14 protein-coding genes are annotated in these 18,555 nt (G+C 64.6%); 9 read left to right on the top strand and 5 right to left on the bottom strand.

Features of this window, described 5'->3' with window-relative positions; translation table 11 throughout:
- Positions 1-230 precede the first annotated feature (230 nt).
- From AWB76_RS33170 to AWB76_RS33130, 9 genes are all read left to right on the top strand, one after another.
- Positions 231-2,726, top strand: coding sequence for an acyl-CoA dehydrogenase (locus tag AWB76_RS33170; RefSeq protein ID WP_061164340.1), 2,496 nt, complete (start codon positions 231-233; stop codon positions 2,724-2,726).
- A gap of 53 nt (positions 2,727-2,779) precedes the next feature.
- Positions 2,780-4,207 (top strand): 3-oxoacyl-ACP reductase, encoded by a 1,428-nt coding sequence (locus tag AWB76_RS33165; protein WP_061164336.1) that lies wholly within the window; start codon positions 2,780-2,782, stop codon positions 4,205-4,207.
- A gap of 13 nt (positions 4,208-4,220) precedes the next feature.
- Positions 4,221-5,126, top strand: a complete 906-nt coding sequence (locus AWB76_RS33160; protein ID WP_061164335.1) for a MaoC/PaaZ C-terminal domain-containing protein — start codon at positions 4,221-4,223, stop codon at positions 5,124-5,126.
- A complete protein-coding gene (locus AWB76_RS33155; protein ID WP_244173550.1) occupies positions 5,123-6,418 on the top strand; it encodes an acetyl-CoA C-acetyltransferase in 1,296 nt (431 codons plus the stop codon). Before AWB76_RS33160 ends, AWB76_RS33155 begins: the two co-directional genes overlap by 4 nt.
- 47 nt (positions 6,419-6,465) lie before the next feature.
- Positions 6,466-8,208 (top strand): AMP-binding protein, encoded by a 1,743-nt coding sequence (locus tag AWB76_RS33150; RefSeq protein WP_061164333.1) that lies wholly within the window; start codon positions 6,466-6,468, stop codon positions 8,206-8,208.
- An 18-nt stretch (positions 8,209-8,226) separates the two neighbouring features.
- Positions 8,227-9,099, top strand: a complete 873-nt coding sequence (locus AWB76_RS33145; protein ID WP_061164332.1) for a DUF1571 domain-containing protein — start codon at positions 8,227-8,229, stop codon at positions 9,097-9,099.
- Between the two features lie 183 nt (positions 9,100-9,282).
- Complete coding sequence (locus AWB76_RS33140; protein WP_008349248.1) at positions 9,283-9,525, top strand: hypothetical protein; 243 nt, start codon at positions 9,283-9,285, stop codon at positions 9,523-9,525.
- 94 nt (positions 9,526-9,619) lie between these two features.
- A complete protein-coding gene (gene surE, locus AWB76_RS33135; protein WP_061164331.1) occupies positions 9,620-10,408 on the top strand; it encodes a 5'/3'-nucleotidase SurE in 789 nt (262 codons plus the stop codon).
- Positions 10,409-10,475: 67 nt separating this feature from the next.
- Positions 10,476-10,940, top strand: coding sequence for a DUF2147 domain-containing protein (locus AWB76_RS33130; protein ID WP_061164330.1), 465 nt, complete (start codon positions 10,476-10,478; stop codon positions 10,938-10,940).
- Between the two features lie 78 nt (positions 10,941-11,018).
- On the opposite strand, the gene AWB76_RS33125 is transcribed toward AWB76_RS33130, so the two are convergent.
- The 5 genes from AWB76_RS33125 to AWB76_RS33105 form a co-directional block, all read right to left on the bottom strand.
- A complete protein-coding gene (locus AWB76_RS33125; RefSeq protein ID WP_061164329.1) occupies positions 11,019-11,411 on the bottom strand; it encodes a transposase in 393 nt (130 codons plus the stop codon).
- A 143-nt stretch (positions 11,412-11,554) separates the two neighbouring features.
- The gene (gene zapE / locus AWB76_RS33120) at positions 11,555-12,652 is read right to left on the bottom strand and encodes a cell division protein ZapE (protein ID WP_061164328.1); all 1,098 of its coding nucleotides are present in this window, start codon (positions 12,650-12,652) and stop codon (positions 11,555-11,557) included.
- Between the two features lie 80 nt (positions 12,653-12,732).
- Complete coding sequence (gene lpdA / locus AWB76_RS33115) at positions 12,733-14,163, bottom strand: dihydrolipoyl dehydrogenase (protein WP_061164327.1); 1,431 nt, start codon at positions 14,161-14,163, stop codon at positions 12,733-12,735.
- A gap of 91 nt (positions 14,164-14,254) precedes the next feature.
- A complete protein-coding gene (gene odhB / locus AWB76_RS33110) occupies positions 14,255-15,556 on the bottom strand; it encodes a 2-oxoglutarate dehydrogenase complex dihydrolipoyllysine-residue succinyltransferase (protein ID WP_061164326.1) in 1,302 nt (433 codons plus the stop codon).
- An 85-nt stretch (positions 15,557-15,641) separates the two neighbouring features.
- Positions 15,642-18,500, bottom strand: a complete 2,859-nt coding sequence (locus tag AWB76_RS33105) for a 2-oxoglutarate dehydrogenase E1 component (protein ID WP_061164325.1) — start codon at positions 18,498-18,500, stop codon at positions 15,642-15,644.
- Positions 18,501-18,555 lie beyond the last annotated feature (55 nt).

The following is an 18,555-nucleotide window of genomic DNA, read 5'->3' as shown; positions in this document are numbered from 1 at the left end:
ACAATGCGAAAACCTCGCGGCGAAAGCCTTGTGATTGGAGCGAGGCCGCTTCAGCTCGAGTGTATTTCAGCGGCCTGTTAAGCGTCTCCTGAGTATTTGGAATAATCTTGATCGTTTCACGACTGTATTTGCCCCGCAAGATGTGCAAGTGCGATTAGAGAGATAACCCTAACCCGGGGGCACGTCCCCTGCTTTTCGATTAGCAATACTGGCGCTTGTCGGAAACCGTGATGCTCATCGCTTGTTATCTCATCGTTTTCTTTCTGCTTACAGGCGCGCTCGCGTTCCGGCATGCGCCCGCGCTCGCGTGGCTCATCGGGATGACGATCTGGGTGGCCGCCGGCCCGCTGATCCGCGCGACGGGCACCTTGGGCGTTACGCTGCTCGTCATCGTGTTGCTGGTTCCCGCGCTCGTCGTGACGCTCAAGCCGCTGCGCCGCGCGCTCGTCAGTCGCCGCGTGCTCACCGTGTTTCGCACGATCCTGCCGGAAATGTCGTCGACGGAGCGTGACGCCATCGAAGCCGGCACCGTCTGGTGGGACGCCGAACTCTTCTCGGGCCGCCCGCAATGGGACACCCTGATCGCGCACGGTGCGCCGACGCTGACGCAGGAAGAGCAAAGTTTCATCGACGATCAATGCACGCGCCTGTGCGAGCTGTCCAACGACTGGGACACGACCGCCGTCTGGCAAGACCTTTCGCCGCAAGCGTGGACTTACATCAAGGAACAGGGTTTTCTCGGCATGATCATTCCGAAGCGATACGGCGGAAAAGCCTTCTCCGCGTATGCGCATTCGCAGGTCATCATGAAACTCGCGACGCATTCGTCGGCGGCGGCCGTTTCGGTGATGGTGCCGAACTCGCTCGGCCCCGCCGAACTGCTGCTGCACTACGGCACCGAGGAACAGAAGGACCACTATCTGCCGCGTCTCGCGCGCGGCGACGAGATTCCGTGCTTCGCGCTCACGAGCCCTTACGCCGGATCGGATGCCGCGTCGATTCCGGATATCGGCATCGTTTGCCGCGGTGTGTACGAGGGCCGCGAAACGCTTGGCTTTCGCGTCACATGGGAGAAGCGCTACATCACGCTCGGGCCGATCGCGACCGTGCTCGGCCTCGCCTTTCGCGCGCTCGATCCCGACCATCTGCTCGGCGGCGACGACGCACCCGGCATCACCTGCGCACTCATTCCGACGCGTCATCCCGGCGTGAACATCGGGCGGCGGCACTGGCCGCTCAACGCCGTGTTCCAGAACGGCCCGAACGGGGGCAAGGACGTGTTCATCCCGATGGACTGGGTCATCGGCGGACGCGCGCAGGTCGGCAACGGCTGGCGCATGCTGATGGAATGCCTCGCCGCCGGGCGCGCGATCTCGCTGCCGTCATCGAATGTCGGCATGTCGAAGCTCGCCGTGCGTGGCACGAGCGCGTACGCGGCCGCGCGCCGCCAGTTCCGCACGTCGATCGGGCGCTTCGAAGGCATACAGGAAGCGCTCGGGCGCATGGGCGGCAATCTGTACGTGATGGACGCGGCGCGGCGCCTGTCCGCGCAGGCCGTCGATCTCGGCGAGAAGCCTTCGGTCATTTCGGCGATCGCGAAGTATCACATCACGGAACGCACGCGCAACGTCATCAACGACGGCATGGATGTGGTCGCCGGCAAGGGCATCTGCATGGGGCCGTCGAACTTTCTGGCGCGCGCGTATCAGCAGATGCCGATCTCGATCACCGTCGAAGGCGCGAACATCCTCACGCGCAGCCTCATCATCTTCGGGCAGGGCGCGATCCGCTGTCATCCCTATGTGCTGAAGGAAATGGCCGCGACGCGCGACAACGATCTGCGCGCATTCGACGACGCGTTCTTCGGCCACGCGAGCTTTCTCGCATCGAACGCGATGCGCAGCTTCGTCTACGCATGCGGCGGCGGCGTATTCATCGCAAAACCGGCGCACGCCGATGCGCGTCTTCTGCCGTACTATCGCGCCGCCACGCGCCTGTCGAGCGCCTTCGCCTTGTTTGCCGATGTCTCGATGCTCGCGCTCGGCGGCGAACTCAAACGCCGCGAGCGTCTTTCGGCTCGGCTCGGCGACATCCTTTCGCAGTTGTATCTGCTCTCCGCGACGCTCAAGCGTTTCGAGGACGACGGCCGTCCCGAAACCGACTTGCCGCTCGTGCGCTGGGGCGCCGAAGACGCGCTTCATCGGGCGCGAACCGCGTTCGAAGGTTTGCTGGCGAACTATCCGAACCGCGCGGCGGCGGCGTTTCTGCGTGTCGTCGCGTTCCCGTTCGGCGTGCCGCACGCACAGAGCGCCGATGCCCTCGGCAACGAAATCGCGATGCTCATGCAAACGCCCGGCGACGCGCGCAACCGACTCGTCGCGGGCTCGCACGTTTCGGCATCTGAAACCGATCCGATCGCGGTCGGCGAGAAGCTGCTCGCGCTCACGCCCGCCGTCGCGGCACTGGAAGCGCGTCTGCGCGATGCCGTCAAGACGGGCCAGACCGCCCCGCTGCCGCAAAGCCCGCAAGAGATGGAAGCGTGGACGCGAAAGGCGCTCGAGCGCGGTCTCATCGACGAAACCGAGCGCGCGCTCCTGACCGAATGGGCGGCTCATGCGCGCGAAGCCGTGAAAGTCGATGATTTTTCCGCAGACTTCGGTATCCTCGAAGCATTGCAAAAGCGCAGCGCGGCGCTCGCGCGGCAAGTGCCCGAAGCCATCGCCTGAAGCATGCGGGCTCCGAGTCAACGCCACGCGCGCCCGACGACGATCGCCAATCGATGAAAGACCGCTATCTCGACTTCGTCAGTTCGCCCTTCGGCACGAGCATCGCACGCTCGCTCGGCCTGCCGCGTCCCGAGGGTTTGCGCCGCTATCGCGCGGATCATGCCGAATTCGGGGGCATGGCCGCGATCGGTGCGGGGCCGTCGCCCGCGCTCTTCGATGACCTCATGGGCGTGCTGTCCGCCATCGGCATGACGAGCATCGCGCACGAAAGCGCGTCCGGCTGGCTGCAGGTCGCCGCCCGGCACGGCGCGATGAGCGGCCGCTTCGAGCCCCGCGCGCGCGACGCCTCCGCGAGCGACCGCGTCGAAGCGCTGATCTTCGATGCGAGCGGCATCGACGAAAGCGGCCAGCTTCATTCGCTCTACGCGTTCTTCCATGACGCGCTGCGCTCGCTCGCGAAAAACGGGCGCATCGTGGTCATCGGGCGGTCGCCCGCCACGCGCGCCAGCGTGCCCGCCGCGACCGCGCAGCACGCGCTCGAAGGCATGGTCCGCTCGCTCGGCAAGGAAGCGCGCAACGGCATCACGTCGAATCTGCTGCGCGTGGCCGATGGCGCGGATGTCGAGTCGGCGTTGCGCTTTTTCCTTTCGCCGCGTTCGGCCTATGTCTCCGGCCAGGTCGTGAGCATCGACGCGCCTTCCGCCGCGCCGCAAAGCTGGGCGAAACCGCTTGCAGGCAAGCGCGCGCTCGTGACGGGCGCGGCGCGCGGCATCGGCGCATCGATTGCGGCGGTGCTCGCGGAGCACGGCGCGATCGTCACCGGGCTCGACATCGACGCCGCGCGCGATGCGCTCGATCAGACCATGCTCGCAATCGAGGACGCGTCGCCGTCAGCGGGCGCGCATGCGGCGCTCGTCGCGGATATCGCGTTGCCCGAAGCGGGCGCAGAGATCGCGGCGGCGCTCGCTGCATCGGGCGGCGTCGATATCGTCGTGCACAACGCGGGCATCACGCGCGACAAGACCATCGCGCGCATGACCGGCGACATGTGGGACAGCGTGATCGACGTCAATCTGCTGGCGCAGGAACGCATCGACGACGTGCTGCTCGCGCAGAACGTGCTGCGCGCGGGCGGGCGCATCGTCGCGGTGTCGTCGATCAGCGGCATCGCGGGCAATCGCGGGCAAACCAACTACGCGACGTCGAAGGCCGGCGTGATCGGCCGCGTGCACGCGATGGCGCCCTTGCTGCGTGCCCGCGACATCACGATCAACGCGGTCGCGCCGGGCTTCATCGAAACGCATATGACCGCGCGCATGCCCTTCGGCGTGCGCGAAGCCGGCAGACGGCTCAATTCGATGGGGCAAGGCGGCTTGCCCGTCGATGTCGCCGAGACCGTCGCATGGCTCGCGAGTCCGGGCAGCGCCGGCATCACGGGCAATGTGGTGCGCGTGTGCGGCCAGAGCCTGATCGGTGCGTGAGGAGACGACACGCATGCACGCACCGACCTTGCAGCGCGCCCGCACCGTCGTCATCGATACCTTGCCGCCGCCCGCGAAGCTCTATGGCCGCGCGCTGCCCGCGCTCTTCAGGCGCGCGCGCTCGCCCGAACTGCCCGCGCTCAGGCTCGTGCGCCCGAATGTGAAACTCGACGCCGAGCAGGTCGGCCGCTATGCGCGCGTGTGCGGCTTCATCCCCGAGCATGGCGTGCCGCTCACGTTCCCGCACGTGCTCGCGTTTCCCCTGCATCTGATGATGCTCACCGATCCGTCGTTTCCGTGGTCCGCGCTCGGCGTCGTGCATCTGTCGAACAGCGTGCGGCTGCGCCGTCCGATCGCGGCGGGCCAGGCGTTGCGCATCGAAGTGGAATGCGGGCCGCTCATGCCGCATCAGAAAGGTCAGGCGTTCGCGCTGCATACGCGCATCTACCGGCGCGGCGAAGCGGTGTGGGACGGCGACAGCGTGTATCTGAAGCGCGGCGTGCGCAGCGAGAGCGCGGCGCCCGTCATCGAAATAGCCCCTGCCGACGATGCGCGCGTTCCGCTCCTCGCACGCGAAGCGCGCTGGCAGCTTCCGCCGCAACTCGGGCGCGACTACGCGAAGGCATCGGGCGACTTCAATCCGATCCATCTGCACATGCTGACCGCGAAAGCGTTCGGCTTTCCGCGCGCGATCGCGCACGGCATGTGGACGCTCGCGCGCACGCTCGCGGCGTTGCATCCGGTGAAGGCGCTCGCGTCCGGGCACGCGCGCGGCGACTTCAAGACGCCGCTCTACATTCCCGGCGACGCGACGTTGTGGACCGCCGCGCCCTCGCCCGCCGCGCGCGATTTCGAAGTGCGCGATCTCGCCGGCGACCGGCCGCATCTGCGTGGCCATTTCGAATGGGAGCTGCCATGAGCGAAGCGCGTCGTGTCGCGATCATCGGCAGCAACCGCATTCCGTTCGCGCGCTCGAACACGGCGTACGCGAGCGCGTCGAATCAGGACATGCTGAGTTTCACGCTGCAAGGGCTCGTCGATCGTTTCGATCTGCACGGCATGCGCCTCGGCGAAGTCGCGGCGGGCGCGGTCGTCAAGCATTCGCGCGACTTCAATCTGACGCGCGAAGCCGCGCTGTCCACCACGCTCGCGAGAGAAACGCCCGCCTACGACGTGCAGCAGGCGTGCGGCACCGGCCTTGAAACGGCGATTCTCGTCGCGAACAAGATCGCGCTCGGGCAGATCGACGTGGGCATCGCGGGCGGCGTGGATACGGCGTCCGACGCGCCCATCGCCGTGAACGAGCGCATGCGCAAGATCCTGCTCGAAGCGAATCGCGGACGTTCGGCGAAGCAGCGCGTCGGCGCGCTCGCGAAGCTGCGGCCCGGCATGTTCTTCAAGCCGCTTTTGCCGCGCAATGCCGAGCCGCGCACCGGCCTTTCGATGGGCGAGCACTGCGAACTGATGGCCAAACGCTGGAAGATCGCGCGCGAGGCGCAGGACGCGCTCGCGCAGGAGAGTCATCGCAAGCTCGCGGCGGCGTACGGGCGCGGCTTCTTCAACGATCTGATGACGCCGTACAAAGGTCTCGCGCGCGACAACACCCTGCGTCCCGATGTATCGCTCGATCAGTTGTCGGCGTTGACGCCCGTCTTCGATCGCGACGCGGGCACGCTCACCGCGGGCAACTCGACGCCGCTCACCGATGGCGCATCGGCCGTGCTGCTCGCGTCGGAACAATGGGCGGCCGAGCGCGGCTTGCCGGTGCAGGCGTATTTGACGTTCTCCGCGACCGCCGCCGTCGATTTCTTCGACAAGCGCGAGGGCCTGCTGATGGCGCCCGCCTACGCGGTTCCATCGATGCTCGCGCGCGCGCAACTCGCGCTGCAGGACTTCGATTTCTACGAGATCCACGAAGCATTCGCGGCGCAGGTTCTGTGCACGCTCGCCGCGTGGGAAGACGACGAATACTGCCGCACCGCGCTCGGCCTCGACGGACCGCTCGGTTCGATCGACCGCGCGCGTCTGAACGTGAACGGCAGTTCGCTCGCGGCGGGCCATCCGTTCGCGGCGACGGGCGGACGCATCGTCGGCACGCTCGCGAAGATGCTCGCGAACGCGCCCGCACGCAGCGACGGCAAGCCGCTGCGCGGACTGATCTCGATCTGCGCGGCGGGCGGCCAAGGCGTCGTCGCGATACTGGAGCGGTAGCCGCAAGAAACATCGACGCAAAAAATATAAGCCGACGGAGACACCCCATGAGCCCGGGACAGGCAGCGCCGCGTGGGACGCCGGAGCCGCACGCGACGGACGGCATCTGGTTTGCGTCGTATCCGCCGGAGGTCGCGCGCGAGATCGATCCTTCGCGTTATCGCTCGCTCGCGCATTTCTTCGACGCATGCGTCGAGCGCTTTCGCGATCACGTCGCCTTCGTGAGTCTCGGCTCGGAACTGAAGTTCGCAACGCTCGGCGAGAAGGCGCATGCATTCGCGGCGTACCTGCAGAGCATCGGCGTGAAGCCCGGCGATCGCGTCGCGCTGATGATGCCCAATACGCTCGTCTATCCCGTCACGCTGTTCGGCACGCTGCTCGCGGGCGCGATCGTCGTCAACGTGAATCCGCTCTATACCGTGCGCGAGCTCGGCCATCAGCTCAAGGATAGCGGCGCGCAAACGGTCGTCGTGTTCGAGAACTTCGCGAAGACCGTGCAGGACGCGCAGCCGGGAACGCGCGTGAGGAACATCGTCGTGACCGGGCTCGGCGATCTGCTCGGCCACGGACTCAACGTGAAAGGCCGCGCGATCGATCTGTTCCTGCGTCACGTGAAGAAGCAGGTGCCCGCTTATGCGCTGCCCGATGCCGTGCGTCTGCCGCAGGCGCTCGCGCGCGGCGCACGGCGCAAGTTCGAGCCGGTGCGCGTCGGACATGGCGATATCGCGTTCATTCAGTACACCGGCGGCACGACAGGCGTCGCGAAAGGCGCGATGCTCACGCATCGCAACGTCATCGCCAATCTGCTGCAGGCGCTCGCGTGGGCGGGCGCGCGGCTCGTCGATGGCGAAGAGACCATCGTCACGCCGTTGCCGCTTTATCACATTTACTCGCTCACGGTGAACGCGCTCGCGTTTCTCGCGATCGGCGCGCGCAATGTGCTGATCGTCAATCCGCGCGATATCGGCGGCCTCGTGCGCGCGCTGCGTCACGAAAACTTCACGGCGATCACCGCGCTCAACACGCTCTACAGCGCGCTCATGGACAACGACGCCTTCCGCCAGCGCGACTTCTCCGCGCTCAAGCTCGCGATGGCGGGCGGCATGGCGACGCAGCGCGTGATCGCCGAGCGCTTCCGGGCGATGACGGGCGTGACACTCGTAGAAGGCTACGGCCTCACCGAATGTTCGCCGCTCGTCGCCGCGACGCCGCTCGATACGCACGGCGATAGCGCTTTCGATGGAACCATCGGCGTGCCGGTGCCGTCGACACTCGTGCGTCTGCGTCGCGACGACGGCGCGTGGGCGAACATCGACGAACCGGGCGAGCTTTGCGTGCAGGGCCCGCAAGTGATGAAAGGCTACTGGAACCGTCCCGACGACACGGCGAAAGCCATCGACGCGCACGGCTGGCTCGCGACAGGCGACATCGGCGTGATGAATGCGCGCGGGATCATCCGGCTCATCGACCGCAAGAAGGACATGATGATCGTGTCGGGCTTCAACGTGTATCCGAACGAGATCGAAGAGGTGCTCGCCGCGCATCCGAAAGTGCGCGCGGTCGCGGCGGTCGGCGTGTCCGATCCGGTGACGGGCGAGCGCGTGAAGGCGTTCGTCGTGCGTCGCGACGACACGCTCACCGTGGAAGAACTGCTGAAGTTCGCCCGTTTACACCTGACCGGCTACAAGGTGCCTTCCTATGTCGAGTTTCGCGACGTGCTGCCGCTCACGTCCATCGGCAAGGTGCTCAGGCGCGATTTGCGCGATGCCGGATCGAAACCCCTGGACTGACTTTCGTCGGAGAGACACATGCCGCGCACGTTCGACTTGCGGTTCGCTCGTGCGAGCCTCCTGTGCCTCGCGCTCGCGATCGCGCCGGTGTGGACGCACGCCGACGTCCCGGACGAAGCCGCGCGCATCGGCAATCTGGGCGTCGAGCAGCAGGTGCAATGGCTGTCGCAATCGGCGGCAAGCGGCGCGCTCGCGACACTCGACGACGCGCAACTCGTCGCCCTCTTCCGCTCGCTCGACGCGCGCACGCTGCCGCGCTATCTGCAAGACGGGCTGCGCGATTTCGCTTCGTACGAGTTCACGATGCACCGGCGCGAGCGCATCAAGGGCAAGTGGCCGAAGCGCGCGGATCACATGCTCGTGCGCGTCACGCGCGAGCCGCTGCGCATCTACGCGAAATGGCTGCCCGATGGCGCGCACGCGGGCCAGGAAGTCATCTACGACGATTCCAAGCGTCCCGATCAGCTCTATGGTCATCTGGGCGGCTTTCTGGGCGTCGTGCCGATGTGGGCGTCGGTGAACGGCTCGCTTGCCCGCGCGCAGTCGAATCATTCGATCCGCGAGCTCGGCATCGATGCGATCACGCAGCGCTTCATCGACGAAGGGCGCAAGTTCGCCGAAGCGGGCATCACGAAGCCGACGAGCATCGACGTGAAAACCGTCGACGGCATGCGCGTGGTCGCGCTCACGTACGAGACGGCCGAAGGGCAGCCCACGTTCTACGCGAAGAAGGAAGTGCTGGGCCTCGACCTCGAGCGGCCGTTTTTCCGCACGCTGGAGTCGTACGACAACGACGGCGATCTGTTCGAAAGCGTCGTGTTCGAGCGCGTCGAGACGAAACCCTTCGACGACCTGACGTTCGACCCGAAAAATCCCGACTATCGCTTCTGATTTGAAACGGGCGCTGAGTTCATGACATCGGGTGTAACAACTGGCCGCACCGCGCGGCGCGCATTTTAAGTTTCGCCTAAGAGTCGGCCGATAACCTGCCCGCACTCCATCGACATCAAGGTCCGCGCGAGGCGTCGAGCCGAAAGCGCTGCACATCGTCATGCACATTTGAGGACATCGTTCATGAACCTCCGCCGTCCGGCTTCCGCCCCCGTGCGAGCCATCAAAAAGCTTCTGAGCCACCACGAGATCGCGACGCTGCTGTTGCTGATGCACGCGCCCATCGACGTGATGGCGGCCACCCCCGATGTCGCCTCGCTGCAGGAATACGGCTATGTCGAAATCGTGTCGCCGGATGCCGGCACGCCGAAAGTGCGTCTGACCGAAGACGGCAACGCGGTGCTGCGCGGCCTCGGCGTCAAATAAGACTTCATAGCGACACGGGCCGCGGACGCCCGGAAACGCGAACTCTGTAATAATCGGTCGATACTTTTCATCATCGACCCAGGAGTGATTCGCGATGTCCGCCCTCTCACCCATCGTGCAACGCGTGCTCATCACCAACGACGACGGCATCGACGCGCCCGGCCTCGCCGTGCTCGAAGCGGTCGCCGCCGAACTCGCGCACGAAGTCTGGGTCATCGCGCCCGAGCACGATCAGAGCGGCACGTCGCATTCCATCAGCCTGCATTCGCCGCTGCGCATCTCGCGTCAGGGCGAGCGGCGCTTCGGCGTGCAGGGCACGCCCGGCGACTGCGTCGTGATGGGCGCGCGCCACATCATGAAAGACGCGCCGCCCACATTGGTGCTATCCGGCATCAACCGTGGCGCGAATCTCGGCGTCGAAACGATGTTCTCCGGCACCGTCGGCGCGGCGATGACGGGCCTGCTGCTCGGCCTGCCGTCGATCGCGCTCAGCCAGGCCTTCACCGACCGCGAGAACGTGCGCTGGGATACGGCGCGCGCGCTGGCGCCGGGCGTGATCCGACAATTGCTCGCGATTTCCCACGACGCGCCCACGTGCCTGAACGTCAACTTCCCCGATTGCGACGCGTCCGCCGCCGGTCCGCTGACCGTGACGCGGCAAGGCGTCGGGCTCGTGGAAGGCATCGATGTGCTGCCGCTCGTCGATCCGCGTGGCATCGACTATCACTGGCTGCGCTTTCAGCGCGGCCCGCGCCCGAATTCGCCCGATAGCGAAACGGCAGTGGTCGGCTCCGGGCGCGTGTCGGTCACGCCGCTGCATTTCGACCGCACCGACGAGCGCACCTTCGCCACGCTCGAAGCGGGTCTGAATCCGCAGGTCTAGAACGATTCTTCGCAGACGGGAACGATCGCTTTCTCGTATGCTCGGTCGTTCACGACAAGGAGGAGACATGACCCGTTTCATCGGCTCGCGCGGCGCGCGCATGATGCTCGGCGCGCTGTGCGCCACGTTCGTCGCGAGCGTGTTCGCGCAAGCGGCGACGCCCGTCGGCACGTGGCAGACCATCGACGATCAGAGCGGCAAGGCGAAGGCGATCATCCAGATCATCGACGACGGCAGCGGCCAGTTGTCCGGAAAGGTCGTGCGCGGCATCGGCGAGTTCGATCATCCCGAGCGGCGCTGCACCGCCTGCACCGACGAGCGCAAGGATCAGCTCGTCAAGGGCATGACGATCATCACCGGGATGCGGCAGGACGGCGACACATGGGACGGCGGCCAGATTCTCGATCCGGAAAGCGGCAAGCTCTACAAGTGCAAGATGAAGCTCGAAGACGGCGGGCAGAAGCTCGTCGTGCGCGGGTATGTGGGCGTGTCGTTGCTGGGGCGTTCGCAGACCTGGCTGCGGCAGCAATAGGTCCGGATAAAGACAAAGCCGGTCGAAGACAAATATCTTCGACCGGCTTTGTTCACCGCGCGAGCGCGCCTCGTTAAATCACGCGGCGTGACGCTCGTGTGCTTCTTCCGCCTGGGCTTCGGCGGGCACATCCGGGATGTCGAGCTTGAGCTCCGCCGGCACGCGCATGCGCGATGTCATCAACGCATAGAGCGATTCGCCGGCCGGGCCGAACAGCTGTGTCATCACGCGTAGCAGCACGCCTGTTTCGTGCCACGCCTTGAAGCGCCGGTGGCACGTCTGATAAGACGGGTATTTGCGCGGCAGCGTGGACCACGACGCGCCGCTGTACATCACCCACAGCACACCGTTGAGCACGGCGCGGGTATTGGCGAGCGGCCGGCCCCGCAGTTCCGAACGCGGACGCAATTCGGGAAGCAGCGGTGCGACCATCTGCCATTCTTCGTCGGACATGTCGCGGTAGGGCTTCACGGTAATTTCTCCAATTTACTGACTGATAACCGGTATCGACGATACCGAGCGCCCGAAAGCCAGCAAATCGGAGTGATCCGAATCTTGAAATTGCCCGCAAAGCCTTATGCCGTTTGGCTAGCCGCAGATTTTTGATACTCGTATTAGGTTAGCGAAATATCGGTGACGCGGCGCGGCGCCTCCAGATACTCTTTCGACTGCATTTCGACGATGCGCGACACCGTGCGCGCGAACTCGTTGGCCATCGGCCCTTCCACGTACAGCTCTTCCGCCGGCACGGCCGCCGACATCAGCAGCTTCACCTTGTGGTCGTAGAACACGTCGATGAGCCACGTGAAGCGGCGCGCTTCGGACGCCATGCGTGGCGTCATCTGCGGCACGTCCGACAGGATCACCGCGTGAAAGCGGTTCGCCAGCTCGAGATAGTCGTTCTGCGATCGCGGGCCGCCGCACAGCGTTGCGAAGTCGAACCACACGACGCCGTCCGCTTTGCGCAGCGCCTTGATCTCGCGCTTTTCGATATGCAGGATCGGGCTTTCGTCGGGCACCGCCGCGAGTTTTGCGAAGTCCGCGCGCAGCGCCTCGCTCGCCGACGCGCCGAGCGGCGTGTGATACGCCTTCACTTGCGAGAGCGTGCGCTTGCGGTAATCGGTGCCGGCATCGACGTTGAGCACGTCGAGATGCTGCTTGATGAGTTCGATCGCAGGCAGAAGACGATCGCGATGCAGCCCTTCCGGATACAGCGTGTCGGGCTGGTAGTTGGACGTCATCACGAACTGCACGCCGGCCTTGAAGAGTCGGTCGAGCAGACGATACAGGATCATTGCATCGGCGATATCGGAGACGTGGAACTCGTCGAAGCAGATCAGCCGATAGCGCTTCGCGATGCGTTTGGCGAGTTCGTCGAGCGGATCGGCCTGCCCTTTCAGCTCCTCCAGCTCGCGATGCACTTCGCGCATGAATTCGTGAAAATGCAGACGCGTCTTGCGCTGCACAGGCACGACCGTATAGAAGCTGTCCATCAGGAAGCTCTTGCCGCGCCCGACGCCGCCCCACATATACACGCCGCGCGGCAACTCGGGACGCACCAGAAACTTCTTGAGCGCGTTCGAGCGGCGCGACTTGTAAGCGACCCACTCTTCGTAGCACTGCTGAAGACGCGCGACCGCCGCGAGCTGCGCCTCGTCCGATTGATAACCCCGTGTGCGCAGTTCGTTTTCGTAGTATTCGGTGACGTTCATCTTCTGCCGTTTGAAGTGACGAAGGCGAGCGGTTTGATCCGCTCGCCTTCGTTGCGATGCTCTGCTGCCCGAAGCCGAGCTTACATATTCAGCGCGCGCTTATCGACCGCGAGCGCTGCTTCACGCATCACTTCCGACAGCGACGGATGCGGATGGCAAATACGGCCGATATCTTCCGACGCCGCCTTGAACTCCATCGCGACGACCGCTTCCGCGATCAGATCCGATGCGTCCGCTGCGATCACATGCACGCCGAGGATTTCGTCGGTCTTCGCGTCCGCGATCATCTTGACGAAGCCTTCCGCACGGCCGATGCCCAGTGCGCGGCCATTGGCCATCATCGGGAATTGGCCGGTCTTGATCTCGCGGCCTTCGGCCTTGAGCTGCTGTTCCGTCTTGCCGACCCACGCGATTTCCGGTTCCGTGTAGATGACCCACGGCACGCAGTTGTAGTCGATGTGCGGCTTCTGGCCGTCGATGATTTCCGCCACCGCCACGCCTTCGTCTTCCGCCTTGTGCGCGAGCATCGGGCCGCGCACCACGTCACCGATTGCGTACACGCCCGGCATGCTCGTCGCGCAGTGATCGTCCACGTCGATGAAGCCGCGCTCGTTCGCCTTCAGGCCGATGCTTTCCAGACCAAGGTTGTCGGTGTTCGGCACGCGGCCGATCGACACGATCAGGCGGTCCGCTTCCAGCGTCTGCGAGTTGCCGGCATTGTCCGTGTAAGCGATCGACACGCCGTTCGCGCTCGTCTTCACTTCGCCGATCTTCACGCCGAGGTGAATGTCGAGACCCTGCCTCTTGAACTGCTTCGCGGCTTCCTTCGCGAGCGATTCGTCCGCGGCGCCCAGGAATTGCGGCAGCGCTTCAAGCACGGTCACATCCGCGCCCAGACGACGCCACACCGAGCCGAGTTCCAGACCGATCACGCCCGCGCCGATGACGGCGAGCTTCTTCGGCACGGAGTCGAACGACAGCGCGCCTTCGTTGTCGGCGATCAGCGTGTTGTCGACCGGAATGTTCGGCAGATGACGCGCCTTCGAACCCGTCGCGATGATCACGTTCTTCGCCGTGACGACTTCGGTCTCGCCTTCGCCCGACACTTCGATCTGCACGCCCGACGCATTCTTGCCGGTGAACTTGCCATGACCCTTGAGCCACGTGATCTTGTTCTTGCGGAACAGGAATTCGATGCCCTTCGTCATCTTCTCGACGATGCCGTCTTTACGCGCCAGCATCTTCGACACATCGAGCTTCACGTCCGACACGCTGATGCCGTGATCGGCCAGATGCTTCGACGCGTTCTCGAATTCTTCCGACGACGCGAGCAGCGCCTTCGACGGAATGCAGCCCACGTTCAGGCACGTGCCGCCGAGCTTCAGCGCGCCGGCCGGGTTCTTCCACTTCTCGATACACGCAACCGACTTGCCGAGCTGCGCTGCGCGAATCGCCGCGATATAGCCGCCGGGGCCCGCGCCGATCACGACGACATCAAATTCCTTGGACATGACTTTCCCTTTGCATGACTGCGCTCTTGCGCAGACGCCTTTCCCGAGGCGCGCGCGAGCCTATCGCGCGCGCCCGAAGGCACGTTAGTTCTTACAGGTCCAGCAGCAGACGAGCCGGATCTTCCAGCGCATCCTTCATCGCGACGAGCGAAAGCACGGCTTCGCGGCCGTCGATGATGCGGTGGTCGTACGACAGCGCGAGGTAGTTCATCGGACGGATCACGATCTGGCCGTTTTCGACCACGGCGCGTTCCTTCGTCGCGTGCACGCCGAGAATCGCGGACTGCGGCGGGTTGATGATCGGCGTCGACAGCATGGAGCCGAACACGCCGCCGTTCGAGATCGAGAACGTGCCGCCGGTCATTTCTTCGATCGACAGCTTGCCGTCCTTGGCCTTCTGGCCGAATTCGGCGATTTTCTTCTCGATGTCGGCGAGGCTCATCTGATCTGCGTTGCGCAGGATTGGCACGACCAGGCCGCGCGGCGAACCGACCGCGATACCGATGTCGAAGTAGCCGTGATAGACGATGTCGTTACCGTCGATCGATGCGTTCACGAGCGGGAACTTCTTCAGCGCGTGGACGGCCGCCTTCACGAAGAACGACATGAAGCCAAGCTTCACGCCGTGTTCCTTCTCGAAGCGGTCCTTGTACTTGTTGCGCAGGTCCATGACCGGCGCCATGTTGACTTCGTTGAACGTCGTCAGGATGGCGTTGGTTTGCTGCGATTCGAGCAGACGCTCGGCGATACGCGCGCGCAGACGCGACATCGGCACGCGCTGTTCCGGACGGTCCTTCAGCCACTGATCGGCCGATGCCGGTGCGGCAACCGCCGGCAGCGACGGCTTTGCGGCGCGCGCGGGCGCAGCAGCCGGTGCCGGTGCAGCGGCCTTCGCAGGCGCAGCAGCCGATGCCGAAGCGGCGAGCGCGTCGCCCTTCGTGATGCGGCCGTCGCGGCCCGAGCCCGAAACCTGATCGGCCGACACGCCCTTCTCGGCGAGAATCTTCGTCGCGGCCGGCGATGCTGCGCCGCCCGTCGAAGCTTGCGCGGCAGCCGGAGCCGCCGATGCAGCAGCCGTTTCCGCGACCGGCGCGGGCTTCACTTCGGCGTCGCCTGCAGCGGCGACGGCGGCAGGCGCTTCGCCCGCTTTCGCTTCGGTGTCGATCTTCGCGATGAGTTCGTCGGCGGTGACGATATCGCCGTCGTGCTTGATGACTTGCGCCAGCACGCCCGCCGAAGGAGCCGGAACTTCGAGCACGACCTTGTCGGTTTCGATTTCGATGAGGATTTCGTCCTGAGCGACGGCCTCACCCGGCTTCTTCTTCCATTGCAGCATGGTCGCTTCCGAGACCGACTCGGAAAGCTGGGGAACCTTGACTTCTACGATAGCCATTTCTGTATTTTCCTGATGCGTGTCTGTGTGTGTACGAGCTGCGAGACCGGGGAACATTCGTTCGCCCGGCCTCGATCAAGCATGCTTACTTCGCGATGACCTGCGCGCCCTTGAGGCGGCCGAACGCGCCTTCCACGAGCACCTTCTGCTGCTCGTAGTGCTTCGCGTAGTAGCCGACTGCCGGCGATGCCGATGCAGGGCGGCCGCTGTAGGCCAGCTTCATGCCTTCGCGCATGCCTTCGCGCAGATGGTGCTCAACGTAGAACCAGGCGCCCTGGTTCTGCGGCTCGTCCTGCACCCAGACCACTTCGGTCGCGTTCTCGTACTTCTTGAGTTCCGCGTCGAACTGCTTGTGCGCAAACGGATACAGCTGCTCGATACGCACGATCGCGACGTCGTTGCTCTTCGCTTCGCGGCGATGCGCGACGAGGTCGTAGTAGACACGGCCCGAGCACACGATCACGCGCTTGACCTTCTTCGGCTCGATCGCGTCGTCCGTTTCGCCGATGACCGGCTGGAACGAACCCTTCGCGAGTTCCGACAGATCCGACACCGCTTCCTTGTGACGCAGCAGCGACTTCGGCGTGAAGATGATGAGCGGCTTGCGGAACAGGCGGATCATCTGACGGCGCAGCAGGTGGAAGACCTGCGCCGGCGTCGTCGGCTGGACCACTTGCATGTTGTGATCCGCGCACAGTTGCAGGAAGCGCTCGATACGCGCCGACGAGTGCTCCGGACCCTGACCTTCGTAGCCGTGCGGCAGCATCATCGTGAGACCGGAGACGCGGCCCCATTTCACTTCGCCCGACGAGATGAACTGGTCGATCACGACCTGCGCGCCGTTCACGAAGTCGCCGAACTGCGCTTCCCACGCAACGAACGTGTTCGGCTCGGCCGTCGAATAGCCGTACTCGAAGCCGAGCACCGCTTCTTCGGACAGCACCGAGTCGATCACCGTGAACTTGGCCTGGCCTTCCGCGATGTTCTGCAGCGGAATGTACGTGCCGTCGTTCCAGCGCTCGCGGTTCTGATCGTGCAGGACGGCGTGACGGTGCGTGAACGTGCCGCGCCCCGAGTCCTGGCCCGTCAGACGCACGGCGTAGCCCGATGCGACCAGCGAGGCGAACGCGAGATGCTCGCCCATGCCCCAGTCGAGCTTGGCTTCGCCCAGACCCATCGCGCGGCGGTCGTTGATGACGCGCTCGACGAGCGGGTGAACCTTGAAGTTCTCGGGAACCGTGGTGATGCGCTCGGCCAGACGCTTGAGTTCGGCGAGCGGCACCGCCGTGTCGGCGGCGTCCGTCCACTTGCGGTTCAGGAACGGCACCCAGTCGACCGCGTACTTGCTCTTGTAGTTCGAGAGCACCGGATCGATCGTGTGATGGCCTTCGTCCATCGCCTGACGGAATTCCTTGACGAAATTGTCCGCGTCTTCGGCCGTGATCACGCCTTGCTGCACGAGCTTTTCCGCATACACGGCGCGCGTGCCCGGGTGCTTCGCGATGGTCTTGTACATCAGCGGCTGCGTGACCGCCGGCGTGTCCTGCTCGTTGTGACCCAGCTTTCGGAAGCAGATGATGTCGACGACCACGTCCTTGTGGAACTTCATGCGGAAGTCGATTGCGAGCTGCGTCGCCAGCACGACGGCTTCGGGATCGTCGCCGTTCACGTGCAGCACCGGCGCCTCGATCATCTTGACGACGTCCGAGCAGTACAGCGTCGAGCGCGCATCGCGCGGGTCCGACGTCGTGAAGCCGATCTGGTTGTTGATGACGATGTGCAGCGTGCCGTGCGTGCCGTAACCGCGCGTCTGCGCGAGGTTCAGCGTTTCCATCACGACGCCCTGGCCCGCGAAAGCCGCGTCGCCGTGCACTTGCACCGGCAGCACTTGCAGGCCTTCTTCGTCGCCGCGGCGATCCATACGCGCCTTGGCCGAGCCTTCGACCACCGGATTCACGATTTCCAGGTGCGACGGGTTGAACGCGAGCGACAGGTGAACCGGGCCGCCTTCCGTCGCGACATCCGACGAGAAGCCCTTGTGGTACTTCACGTCGCCGGCCGGCAGGTCATCGACGTGCTTGCCTTCGAATTCGGCGAAGAGATCCGCCGGCATCTTGCCGAGCGTATTGACCAGCACGTTCAGACGCCCACGGTGCGCCATGCCGATGACGATTTCCTGCACGCCGTTCTTGCCCGCGTGACGCACGACTTCGTCCATCGACGCGATGAAGCTCTCGCCGCCTTCCAGCGAGAAGCGCTTCTGGCCGACGTACTTGGTGTGCAGGAAACGCTCGAGGCCTTCGGCGGCCGTCAGGCGATTCAGGATGTGCTTCTTCTTGTCGTTCGAGAAGTTCGGCGTCGAGCGGATCGACTCGAGCTGCTCCTTCCACCAGCGCTTCTGTTCCGGATCGCTGATGTACATGAATTCGGCGCCGATGGTGCCGCAGTACGTGTCGCGCAACGCCTTGACGATGTCGCGCAGCGATGCCTGCTCGAAACCGAAGTACAGGTTGTTCGCGTTGAACACCTGATCCATGTCGGCTTCGGTGAAGTCGTAGAAGCCGGGTTCGAGTTCGGGAATGGCCGGACGCTCGCGGCGCTTGAGCGGATCGAGATTCGCCCATTGTGTGCCGAGGAAACGGTACGCGCCGATCAGGGACTGAACGTAGACTTGCTTGCGCGCGGTGGTGAGATCACCGGTGCTTTCGCGCGGCAGGAAGGCGTTCGCCTTCGCGCGCTGGGCGAAGGATTCGACGATGGGGCCGTGAGCCACGTCGTTGTGAGTCGTGCCGTCCGACGCGGGGACGTTCTGCAACGCGTCGAAGTAGGCGCGCCAGGTCTCGGGCACTGACGCAGGATTATCGAGATATTGCTCGTACAACTCTTCGACGTACGGAGCATTACCGCCGAACAAATAGGAGTTCGACTGGAATTGCTTCATCATTTTACGCTCACCTTTCTTCGAGTTTCTCGAGGAAGTGCGGGTTAAGAAACCTTCC

It is taken from the genome of Caballeronia temeraria, from assembly GCF_001544795.2.
Lineage (GTDB): Bacteria > Pseudomonadota > Gammaproteobacteria > Burkholderiales > Burkholderiaceae > Caballeronia > Caballeronia temeraria.
This window is presented reverse-complemented; position numbering and strand designations above follow the sequence as displayed.